Genomic DNA, 10,515 nt, shown 5'->3' on the forward strand with positions numbered 1-10,515 from the left:
TGCTTCCCATTCTTAATAATTTAACCCCAATTGACGTTACTAAAGAACGAACTCTGCTAAAACTGTCTCATGCCATTTGTCAGAGTTGCCCCCTTGAGATCCGTACCGCTCAAGCTAGTGCCCGCTAAAGCGGCAAAACTCAGATCGGCATTTGTGAGTACGGCCCCATCGAGATTAGCACTCCGCAGGTCAGCACCGCGCAAGTCTGCACCTGACAAATTTGCCCCGGTCAAATCTGCACCGATTAAGCTGGCTTGAGATAGGATCGCTCCTTGTAATTGTGTAGGATAAACTTCGCAGACATTAATGCAACTAGGCTTGTCCAAGTCAATTAAATTCAGTTTCGCGCCGATCAGATTAGCTCTGGTGAGGTTAGCTTCCGTCAAATAAGCACCACCGAGATCCGCCCCGCTTAAATCTGCACCGCTGAGGTTGGCTCTCTGTAAGTGGCTTCTGACCAAATAAGCCCCCTGAAGGTTGGTTCCTCTCAAATCAGCTTGCTGAAGATTGGCATATAAAAGGTTTGCCTCAGTGAGGTTGGTGGTAGTGAGGTTGGTTTTATAAAGATTTGCCCCCCGCAAGTCAGCACCTTGTAAGTTGGCATAACGCAAGTCGGCATTTTGTAAATTGGTGTGGTTGGGTTTGCGGCGATCGAAGTTGTGAGCTTCCAAGCGGCCGGGAGCGGCGTAGGCCAACCGTGCCTTTTGGAGGTTCGCCCCGTAAAAGTTCGCACCTGCTAGGTTGGCGGCGCTGAGATCGGCTTTGACTAAGGAAGCTCCCTCTAGGATAGCTCCCCGCAGGTCAGCTCCTAGCAAGTCAGCATCTTCTAGGTAAGCTCTTCTGAGATTGGCACCCCGGAGGTCTGCACCTATGAGGTTGGTGCGACTGAGGTCAATTCCTGCTAAGGATATCCCTCGGAGGTCGCATCCGGGACATTCCCTAGTGTCGATTAACCTTCTGTAGTGGTTGGGGTCTGCGGCTTTTGCGTGTGTTGTTAGCAATAGAGATGCTAAGAGTGCGATCGCGGCTAAAGTTTTGTATTTCATCTCAATTTTGGTTATTTCTAAACCGGGCTAACAATTCGTCACGGGAGGTTTGAAGCAGCAGTTGGGCAAACTCTTCTGGTAGTAACTCAAGCATGGGCTCAATTACAGCCGAAAGTTCCTCATCTAAGGAGCCAAATCGGACTCTGAGCAGATTCTCTATGGTAGCGCGGCGTTCAGCCCGGATTCCTTGCTGCATTCCTTGCTGCATTCCTTGCTGCATTCCTTGCTGCATTCCTTCCCGTAAGGTATCTTCGCGCCATTGCAGATAAGCTGGTGATAATTGCATGATTAACTCCTGCTCCTGTTGAGTTAAATTCTCCTTACTTTCTAAGTTGATACGCCAGACATATAGCAGTTCTAGAACGTTGCTGCGTAAGGGGTTTCCTTGAGGCAGTGAGATCAGTTCGTTGATTGCTTGCTCTTGAGTTGCGCCTCTTCCTAGAATTCTCAGCCATAGAGTTTCGGGTGTTGGCGGCAGTTGGTTAATTGCCACGATCCCGGTTTTGAAGGCTTCGGCTGTCAAGTACACGCCTTGAGGCCAATTGTTAGAGTCTATTTTAGCTCCAAAACTGTCCACCAAGGCGGCGGAAGCGGAGGTGGTCAGAATCCATAAGTGCGGAAGTTCTGTTTCGGGTAGGGAGTCGTCTTCCCGTCGCGATCGCCTCTGCAATTGAGCTTGGAGAGAAAATAGCTTGAGGATACATTTGCGTATTTCTGTTTTGCTGGGTTGATTGCGGAAAGGTTCGAGCAGGCAAGGATTTAAGGTAAGTTGACCCAGTAATCCTAACCTTTGGCGATCGGCAGCGCGATCGGGAGCGGGGGCAAACCAGAGATCGATTTGACGGACTTCTCCGGGTACTTCGCGACTGATTTCTACGGTTCCGAATGGTGTGAGGAGCTCTTCTAAATATTGTTTGGCAAATTGGTCGTGAGGCTGTCGTGTCATTTCGGTTGGTTCTACCTCGGCTGCCCTGATTATTTCAACTAATAATTTTATAATGAAATTATCCCGGAACTTTTATCTAGAATGAAACGCATGGCTTTGAATCCCAACATTATGCAAGCCGTCGAGCAACTGGGCTACCGCGTTACCGTTGGCGACGTAGCGGCCAAAGCTGGATTAGATGTCAATTTCGCTCGAAGAGAACTATTAGCCCTCGCTTCGGATGCTGGCGGCAATTTACAAGTTGCAGAATCAGGGGAAATTGCTTACTCTTTTCCCCAAAATTTTCGCGATATTTTACGCAATAAATTTTTCCGGTTACAGGTACAGGAATGGTGGCAAAAAGTTTGGCGGATTTTATTTTATTTAATTCGCATTTCTTTTGGTTTATTATTGCTGGCTTCCCTGATTCTAATTTTTGTTTCTATTACGCTCCTCCTCAGCGCCCTCAACTCCAGTGATAACAATAATTCTGGTGGCAGAGAAGGCGGCGGATTTGGAGCTATGCCTTATTTTTGGTCTAATGATTGGTTGTGGTTCTTTTACTGGAACTCAGACCCTTATTATCGCCGGACACGCCAAGCTGCGGGAGAAGAAAACCAGATGAATTTTCTGGAATCTGTTTTCTCTTTTATCTTTGGAGATGGCAATCCTAATTATAACTTAGATGAGCATCGCTGGCAGGCGATCGCAACTGTAATTCGCAACAACCAAGGGGCAATTGCTGCTGAACAAATTGCACCTTATCTCGACCAATTTGGTAAAGGATATGCTGTAGAATATGAAGAATATATGTTGCCTGCTTTGGCTCGATTTGACGGTCGCCCAGAGGTCAGTCCCGAAGGGGAAATAGTCTATCATTTCCCAGAATTACAAACTACAGCAGCTCAGAATCATCCTCAACCAGTGGCATCATATTTGCGAGAATTACTCTGGCGATTCAGTGAAGCTAGTTCGGGTCAAATTCTGCTGGCATCAGGGTTAGGAATAGCGAATTTAGGCGGTGCATTAATTTTGGGTCAGCTATTAGCTAGTAGCCCTATAGTTGCTAAGCTAGGTGGATTGATTATCTTTGTCCAAGCTATTTACCCAATTCTGCTGGTCTATGGCGCGGCTTTTTTAACAATACCTTTAATTCGCTACTTCTGGATTAAATGGCGAAATAGCCAAATAGAAGCTCGAAATCAAGAGCGGCAACAACGGGCCGCTATTTTAAATAAACCCAATCCTACTTTAAAGCAGAAGCTTAATTATGCTCGTCAGTTTGCCGTCGAAAATGTGATTTCTGGTCAGGATTTGGCTTACACAACTGAGACGGATTTGCTCGAACAGGAATCAGAACAATCAGCAAAGTTAGATGCAGAATGGCAGCGGCGGCTAAATCAATCAGATAGTTAAATGTTAACGGTTAACTGTTAACGGTTAACTGTTAACAAATATTTGGGTTATGCTGTCGTTCAACCAAATTACGTTCTTACAATCAGCTTTTCTCTGTTGGGAATTATAAAGTGGGATTGTCTGTTATCAATTACCAATTATTCATTGTTCTCTATCTTCAGCATTGCAAGACGTTTGATGGCTTGGGAGCGAACTGTTTCTGCTGGGTCTTTAGATAATCTGATGAGAAGTTCCTCCTGCACAGCAACTCGCGCAATCCGCTTGCGGATGTGGCGTGGTATGCAAGTGGGATCGAGTAATGGAGATATCTCATTAATTGTTACTTGGGAATGTGAGGCAATTGCTTCAATCAGCAGAATTGGATAAAAGTTTCGAGGCTCAAACCATGAAAGATTACTTCGTATTAGAGAAGCAGCGGTGAGAAGAAACTCAGCACCATATACGGGATTTTTAACGACTGCTAATGCAATACGAATATTATCCTCTGTTTCAAATGTAGAGGGAAATAAAGCTTGTAATGCACTAGCAGGAGTATGGGGATTTTCAGCAACAGCTTCACGAACAAAAATGTGCTGTGATGAGGCAAGGAGAACTAAATCTTCCACTGAAGTAGATTCAGACTTTGCAGCATCGGATGCAATTTTTGGATCGTTAATGCGCTTCATTTGTAATTTTGGCTGAGTTTAGCGATATACAAAGACGAACTTATGCACTGGAAACATTAAGGAACAAGCAGGTAATGGAACTATACTATCAACCTCTTGTATAAGCACCCTTATTATAGAAATAATTCAACTCTCACTGACAATTTCAATATCAGCTATTTCTTGCTGTCTACTTTGAGCCATTACCCAATTACCTGATTTACCAGCAGCGTTGTCACCCCGTCAGGTGGCCACTACCAATTACCAACAACAGTTTTTATATCTGGATGTTCTCGGAGTACCAGGTCGTGAATAAATTCGCTATAATCATCTTTCATTGGAAGTTCCATATCAACCTTAATTCGCCTTCTTACTGCAAATACTTTCTCTCCTGCGATCGGACTAATTCCTTCTTTCTGGTACGATTCCCAATACAAACCTATGCCACGCTTTTGCCAGTTGGGTAGGTCGTTAAAATTAATTTTAGCTTGTTGATAAAGTAGTTCATTTTTATCGCTAACAGAAAGTCTGTCTAGTTTTTCAGTTGCAGTTATAGCATTTTCACCACTTCTTCGTAGCATCCAGTAACAGTGAGCGTTTAAAGCATTCCGATGAGCATCTTCATTCCGCCAACGGAAATAATCCACTACCAGATTGAGGGTAGGGAGTTGGGAAATCCGACAGTCGAATGCAGCGATACTACCTAGTAATAGTGAGAGCTTCGCACTTGCTTCTCCTGCAAAAATAGAATTTAGCTTTCGCAACTTGCGACTAAAACTCTCTTCATTTCTGTGTAGTAAAAGTGAAATTTCATCGCTTTGTGTGTAGCCGTAGACTATACGAAAACCACAATTCATTAGATGTTCTACCGTAGCCACCATATAATCTCGAAATTGAGGATCGAAGGGAGCTTCAAACTTATGGATTTCCTTCGTTAAGCGTGTAAAGTTACGCCCATCGATGCGAGCTACCATAAAAATCTCTGGTAGGACACACAAATCATGGGCTGTCTCGAAAGTTCTTAATTTTTTGTCTAACTCTTCAAACTTCATTAACCCATTCCTCCACTGCAAACTCTCGTTCTGGAGATAGCCGAACATAGTAAAGTTTGTCAAAACCTTCTCTATACTTGGGTATTACTAATCGTGCGTGTGTACCTCTAATTCCTTTTTCTGGAACTTGCTGCTCAGGTTGACGGCTTTGGTTGCGTTGGATGGAATCAGCAATTTTTGACTCAAAGTAATACCCAATAATGTGAAAATCTTGTTTCTTTGATGGCTCAATGTAGCGTTTTCGGTCTTCAGGTGTTGGGTTTGTATTATCTACGACAAAAGACTGAGAAATCTCAAGACAAGTTTCGAGAAGCCGTTTTTCTCGATGCCTAGTTTTGAGCATATCTAGGTTGATGCGGATGTGTGTCTGAAAAAAGCGTTGACTGTAGAAAGTTGATTTGCCACTGGCTTGAATACCCACAAAAATGATTGCTTGCATTACTGATTCAATACCTACTTAAACCCGCTCGCCGTTTAACCTAAATATCTTATCATCTTACCAACTTACCCATTTTAAGCATCTTTCGCTTTACTAGAAGGTTTTGCCCTGCTAGCTTTCTTCACAACTTTAGGACGCTTAAAAATCAAATAATTATGGTCATATTTTGGATCGTGGTGTAAATCGACGAGTTCCCAACCCTCGTCTCCCAATTGATTTACAAATAGATGTAGCGAACCTTCTTTCCAATCTCGCAACTCTTGACCATTCACATACAAGTTAATCAACCTATCCCCAAACGGATAAGGGCTTGCTTCCAGAAATAGATACTCCCACTTTTGCATGGTATCCTTAATTAGTTAACAGTTAACCATTAACAGTTAACCGTTAACTGTTAACTGTTACTGCACTTGAATTCTAGCTAGAGTAGCACCTTGGTAATAGTGCAGCAAAATTTGCTGGTAATTATATCCCTTTTGAGCCATATTGTGAGCCCCCCATTGACTCATTCCCACTGCGTGGCCGAAACCTTTGCCCTTGACTTGAAAAGCAGTTGGCGGCTGTTCGGGATTGGTCGTGGCTGCTACAGTGCCATACTGGGGAGTGACTGTAAAACGGGTACTTCTTAATCCCAATGCTTCCCGCAAAGTTGCGCCGCTGACTACTTTTGACCCCTTATCCCCCACTACTTTCATCGTAATCACGCTGCCAAAAGCAGTAGTTCGCTGGGGCATGATGGAGACAATATTACCAACTCCAGAAATCTTGGTACTCAATTCCGAACGAGAAAAGGTTTTCGTCCACTCGTAAACGGGTGCTCCTTGGTCAAAGTCGGGAACTCCCCGCAGGTAAGGCAATGGTTGCGTCCAAACGTCTTCGACGTTCTCGGTGTGGCCGCCAGAGGAGGAGTGGAATACAGCTAAAATAATTTGGCCGCCGTAGGTCAAAACTTGACCAGCAGTGGCATCAACTGCGGCATAAGTACCGGAAGATTCAGTTTCTAAACCTTTGTAAACTTGCGATATTTGGGTGTTTTCTAAGTCGTAAATGTCAGTTTGGCTTTCTGAGCGCTTATTGAGGGCGTAGGAACGTGCGGCAACGGCTTGGGCTTTCAAGGCTTCTTGCGGCCAATTGCCGCTCATTTCCGCACCCAGGACGCTGTAGAGATACTGTTCGAGCTCGACGTAGTTAACGGCAGTCAAGCCTCCCTTTTGAGGGATGAGGAGAGTTTTACCGCGATACCAGCGATCGCCTATCCAAACATAGCCGTTCCCGGTCGGTTCGATCCACATTTGACCCGCCGCCCATCGAGACAGCGCGACTTTACCAGACTGAGGTTGAGCCGCAAACCCGTTCATAGCTGGTAATTCTCCCAAGGTTTTACCGCTAGCGTCACGGACTAGAGCTTTGGTGGAACTGCCAATTTTCACTTGACTCGCCGCTTCGGAAACGGCGACTCGCAAGATTAGCGATGCTTGTGCTGGGGCTACCATTACCAGCCACAACAGCAGCGATACCCACCAGTGGCGTTTTCCTACTGCTAAAACGAAGGGAGTCAAGAAGAGTCCAGATTTCATGTTGCAAGGAAGAAGCACGAAGGAACAATCGGGAAAGAAGTTAGTAGAATTGAGGCAAGGGTACTAACTGCACTCTGGATATATTTAACATATTTTGTGTAATTTGATTGAGGAAATTTGAGCGTTGCAGATTACTTTTCTTGGAACTAGCTCTGGCGTACCGACGCGATCGCGCAATGTTTCTAGTATCGCTCTTCGCCTGCCCCAGCGAACTGCGGCAAAGGAACTCAGCATTAATTTCTCGGCACTGACATAAATCAGTTAAAATTTTATGCAGGCTGAAATAATCGTTCTAGCTTCTTAGTTGTTGGCAATGGTTTACCTTCAGCTTGACAGCTATCAATTAGTAACTCCAGTACCTCTCGTGCATTATAGATAGCTTCTTCATAAGAATCTCCGTGAGTTACTGGCTGCATTACATCCTCAAATTCAGGCAAAAACACGACAAAGCATCGATCTTCTTCTGACCATTGAATCACAACTGTATATTTCATGTTTCTGTTTCCTCTGCTTCGATTTGCCTAAGCACCTCAATTGTTTCGTTGACTAACTTCTCTAAATATAGTTTAGCATCATTTCCGTCTTTACCAGATATGATAATAGCCTTCGCTAATTTGGGATGCTTCCACTTACTATGACTGCCTTTTGCTGGCTGACAAATGAATCCTGCTTTTTGCAATATACTTTTCAATTCTCTAATTTTCTTAGGCATAAGTGAATGGTAGCCGATTCAGTAGCGGTGTCGATGTCTGTGTAGTTTATGCTATAATCAGAGAGGAAGTAAGTAGAATTAAGGTGTACGCATTCACTGCACCCTGGATATATTTAACATATTTTGTGTAATTTGATTGAGGAAATTTGAGCTTTGCAAATTACTTTTCTTGGAACTAGCTCTGGCGTACCGACGCGATCGCGCAATGTTTCTAGTATCGCTCTCCGCCTGCCCCAGCGGGCGGAACTTTGGCTATTTGACTGTGGCGAAGGAACTCAGCACCAGTTTCTCCGTTCTGAGCTCAAGGTTAGCCAACTTAGTCGAATTTTTATCACTCACCTGCACGGCGACCACATTTTCGGCTTAATGGGTTTATTGGCAAGCTGTGGTTTAGCTGGCAATGTTAAACGCATTGACCTTTATGGCCCGTCAGGATTAGACGAATATTTACAAGCTTGCGTGCGCTATTCTCAAACTCATTTTTCTTACCCGATGAAGGTTCACAAAAATCAGGTAGGAGTGATTTTTGAAGATGAAGAATATATTGTTAGTTGCGGCTATTTGAAGCACCGGGTAACAGCTTTTGGCTACCGCGTGACGGAAAAAGATCGGCAGGGACATTTTGATGTAGAGAAGGCGAAAGCATTAGGAATTCCCTTCGGCCCCTTGTATGGTGAATTGAAAAATGGCAAGATCGTTACTTTGCCAGATGGGAGAACTTTTAACGGCGCTGATTTCTGCGGCCCGGCGCAAAAAGGTCGGACGTTTGTGTATTGTACTGATACGGTTTATTGCGATGAAGCCGTAGAATTAGCAAGAGATGCTGATGTTTTAGTTCACGAAGCTACTTTTTCCCATCAAGATGCACAAATGGCTTTTGATAGGTTGCATTCAACTTCGACGATGGCAGCTCAAGTTGCTTTACGAGCAGGGGTAAAGCAGTTAATTATGACTCATTTTAGTCCGCGTTATGCTCCGGGAAATTCGATCGTTTTAGATGATTTGTTGCAAGAATCACGGGCGATTTTCCCCAAGACAAAGATGGCTCATGATTTTTTGACTTATGAGATCCCGCGCCGTCAAGATGCTGACTTAAATCAAGCACTATCGTCATCATCCGCCGGGATAAAGTCCCCTGGCTGATAGCTTTTGCGATCGCTCTGAGGGGTTAATAAAGTTAATCCCACCAGTAAGAAATAACGACTGCATCCCGATCTTTTTGAGGATTGTTGCCCCAAAGGGCCCCTTCTAATCTAGCTAGTAACCGACGTTTGAGTTGCCAGCTATACTCCTCATTGTTGCCATCACATATTTCAACCGAGTCAGCCCGCCACTTTTTGCCGAAGTCTAAAAGCTGAGACACCGTTGTATCATGGCATTATTCTTAATCTACTTTATTATTAATTATTGTCGGTTCCTAGATTTTCGAGTTTTGGCGATCGCGCAGTAGCTGAGCTAGCGATCGCTAGTATGGTTGTAGGCTACATATAGCGTACTTGCGTAAGTCTTGACTACCAAACTACAGCGCGATCGCTCGGACTTGATATAACTTTTTGACGATCGGGTGGCGATCGGATCGAGTCCAGCTAGTTTAGAATGGTCTAAATTCGCTCAATTTTAAAACCTTGCCTTCTGTGAAGACGGAGCATCTCTAGCAGGTTTAGCTAAACAACTTCATCAACAGCAATTATGACTGATAGCATCCAACATCTGATTGAGCCACACATTCAAGATTTGGGCGGCTTTCAAGCTCGTCGCCTCCTTCCCTCAGACGTTCTCACTCTGGTAGGCCCCTTCATCTTTTTTGACCATCTCGGCCCTGCGACGTTTCCACCAGGTAAGGGTGTGGATGTCAGACCCCATCCCCACATCAATTTAGCAACCGTCACCTACCTATTTGAAGGCGTTGTGCTGCATCGCGATAGTGTTGGTAGCGTTCAAGAAATCCGTCCCGGTGCAGTAAACTGGATGACAGCAGGACGAGGCATTGTCCACTCAGAACGCACGCCAGACGATGAACGCAATCAAGGAACTATTGTGCATGGTATTCAAACCTGGGTGGCGCTTCCTGATGAGTACGAAGAAACTGAACCCTGGTTTCGGCATCATCCAGCAACCGATCTGCCTGCTTGGGAAGAGAAAGGAGTTTCATTCACTCTGATTGCGGGCGATGCTTACGATCGCAGTTCCCCAGTACAAACATTTTCACCGATGATTTACCTGGATGTGCAACTAGCTCAGGGAACGCAATTTACCTTGCCGGGTGATTACAGCGAACAGGCGGTTTACAGTGTAACCGAGGGACTGGCGATCGACGGGATGCCTCTGGAACAACATCGCTTAGCGGTTCTAACTCCAGGCACATCGGTAAACGTTTCTGCCTCTGCTAATGCTCGTTGTGTTGTGGTTGGGGGTGAACCTGTGGGTGAGCGTTATAAGTGGTGGAATTTTGTTTCAAGTCGGCGCGATCGTATTGAGGAAGCCAAGCAGGATTGGAAGGAAGGGAGATTCGATCGAGTTCCTCAAGAGACAGAATTTATTCCATTGCCAGAAGAGCCGCAACCTAAAGCAGAACAGCCGTTGTAGGAATGGCTGGAGCAATCTAATCGAGGAAGAACTAATTGAATCTAAAGTTTTGAGGCCAAGATTCAGTATTTCATAAGCGATCGTTCCTCTACCAAGATACATTATGAAGAATGTAGAA

14 protein-coding genes are annotated in these 10,515 nt (G+C 44.7%); 4 read left to right on the forward strand and 10 right to left on the reverse strand.

All coding sequences use genetic code 11. The features are described 5' to 3' along the window. Positions 1-56: 56 nt before the first annotated feature. Positions 57-1,046: a pentapeptide repeat-containing protein gene (locus OSCIL6407_RS0118015; protein ID WP_007352964.1), complete on the reverse strand. Its 990-nt coding sequence runs from the start codon at positions 1,044-1,046 to the stop codon at positions 57-59. Position 1,047: 1 nt separating this feature from the next. Further along, a complete protein-coding gene (locus tag OSCIL6407_RS0118020; RefSeq protein ID WP_007352963.1) occupies positions 1,048-1,992 on the reverse strand; it encodes a hypothetical protein in 945 nt (314 codons plus the stop codon). Positions 1,993-2,082: 90 nt separating this feature from the next. Here OSCIL6407_RS0118020 and OSCIL6407_RS0118025 point away from each other — a divergent pair, with 90 nt between their 5' ends. Further along, positions 2,083-3,387, forward strand: a complete 1,305-nt coding sequence (locus OSCIL6407_RS0118025) for a hypothetical protein (RefSeq protein ID WP_007352962.1) — start codon at positions 2,083-2,085, stop codon at positions 3,385-3,387. A 137-nt stretch (positions 3,388-3,524) separates the two neighbouring features. Here the strand turns inward: OSCIL6407_RS0118025 and OSCIL6407_RS0118030 are convergent, their stop codons facing one another. The 5 genes from OSCIL6407_RS0118030 to OSCIL6407_RS0118050 form a co-directional block, all read right to left on the reverse strand. Then, on the reverse strand, positions 3,525-4,052 hold the full coding sequence (locus OSCIL6407_RS0118030) for a hypothetical protein (RefSeq protein ID WP_007352961.1): 528 nt from the start codon (positions 4,050-4,052) through the stop codon (positions 3,525-3,527). Positions 4,053-4,285: 233 nt separating this feature from the next. Next, the gene (locus OSCIL6407_RS0118035) at positions 4,286-5,083 is read right to left on the reverse strand and encodes a tRNA(His) guanylyltransferase Thg1 family protein (RefSeq protein ID WP_007352960.1); all 798 of its coding nucleotides are present in this window, start codon (positions 5,081-5,083) and stop codon (positions 4,286-4,288) included. Further along, a complete protein-coding gene (locus OSCIL6407_RS0118040; RefSeq protein ID WP_007352959.1) occupies positions 5,073-5,522 on the reverse strand; it encodes an AAA family ATPase in 450 nt (149 codons plus the stop codon). The genes OSCIL6407_RS0118035 and OSCIL6407_RS0118040 overlap by 11 nt, the downstream gene beginning before the upstream one ends. Before the next feature lie 74 nt (positions 5,523-5,596). Next, entirely contained in the window at positions 5,597-5,866 is a 270-nt protein-coding gene (locus OSCIL6407_RS0118045; protein ID WP_007352958.1) for a hypothetical protein, read from the reverse strand. Positions 5,867-5,923: 57 nt separating this feature from the next. Beyond that, on the reverse strand, positions 5,924-7,099 hold the full coding sequence (locus tag OSCIL6407_RS0118050) for a SpoIID/LytB domain-containing protein (protein ID WP_007352957.1): 1,176 nt from the start codon (positions 7,097-7,099) through the stop codon (positions 5,924-5,926). Positions 7,100-7,223: 124 nt separating this feature from the next. On the opposite strand from OSCIL6407_RS0118050, the gene OSCIL6407_RS37860 reads away from it, so the two are divergent. Next, the gene (locus OSCIL6407_RS37860; RefSeq protein WP_267879556.1) at positions 7,224-7,355 is read left to right on the forward strand and encodes a hypothetical protein; all 132 of its coding nucleotides are present in this window, start codon (positions 7,224-7,226) and stop codon (positions 7,353-7,355) included. 13 nt (positions 7,356-7,368) lie between these two features. On the opposite strand, the gene OSCIL6407_RS0118055 is transcribed toward OSCIL6407_RS37860, so the two are convergent. After that, positions 7,369-7,593: a type II toxin-antitoxin system HicB family antitoxin gene (locus OSCIL6407_RS0118055; RefSeq protein ID WP_007352956.1), complete on the reverse strand. Its 225-nt coding sequence runs from the start codon at positions 7,591-7,593 to the stop codon at positions 7,369-7,371. Beyond that, positions 7,590-7,811 carry a type II toxin-antitoxin system HicA family toxin gene (locus tag OSCIL6407_RS0118060; RefSeq protein ID WP_007352955.1) on the reverse strand — a complete coding sequence of 74 codons (222 nt, stop codon included), beginning with the start codon at positions 7,809-7,811 and terminating at the stop codon, positions 7,590-7,592. The genes OSCIL6407_RS0118055 and OSCIL6407_RS0118060 overlap by 4 nt, the downstream gene beginning before the upstream one ends. Positions 7,812-7,964: 153 nt before the next feature. Here OSCIL6407_RS0118060 and OSCIL6407_RS0118065 point away from each other — a divergent pair, with 153 nt between their 5' ends. Continuing rightward, positions 7,965-8,954 carry a ribonuclease Z gene (locus OSCIL6407_RS0118065; RefSeq protein WP_007352954.1) on the forward strand — a complete coding sequence of 330 codons (990 nt, stop codon included), beginning with the start codon at positions 7,965-7,967 and terminating at the stop codon, positions 8,952-8,954. Positions 8,955-8,988: 34 nt separating this feature from the next. Here the strand turns inward: OSCIL6407_RS0118065 and OSCIL6407_RS0118070 are convergent, their stop codons facing one another. After that, positions 8,989-9,174 carry a hypothetical protein gene (locus OSCIL6407_RS0118070; protein ID WP_007352953.1) on the reverse strand — a complete coding sequence of 62 codons (186 nt, stop codon included), beginning with the start codon at positions 9,172-9,174 and terminating at the stop codon, positions 8,989-8,991. A gap of 326 nt (positions 9,175-9,500) precedes the next feature. Between OSCIL6407_RS0118070 and OSCIL6407_RS0118075 the strand changes: the two genes are divergently transcribed. Continuing rightward, complete coding sequence (locus OSCIL6407_RS0118075) at positions 9,501-10,397, forward strand: pirin family protein (RefSeq protein ID WP_007352952.1); 897 nt, start codon at positions 9,501-9,503, stop codon at positions 10,395-10,397. Positions 10,398-10,515 lie beyond the last annotated feature (118 nt).

The sequence above is a fragment of the Kamptonema formosum PCC 6407 genome, assembly GCF_000332155.1.
GTDB classification, from domain to species: domain Bacteria; phylum Cyanobacteriota; class Cyanobacteriia; order Cyanobacteriales; family Microcoleaceae; genus Kamptonema; species Kamptonema formosum.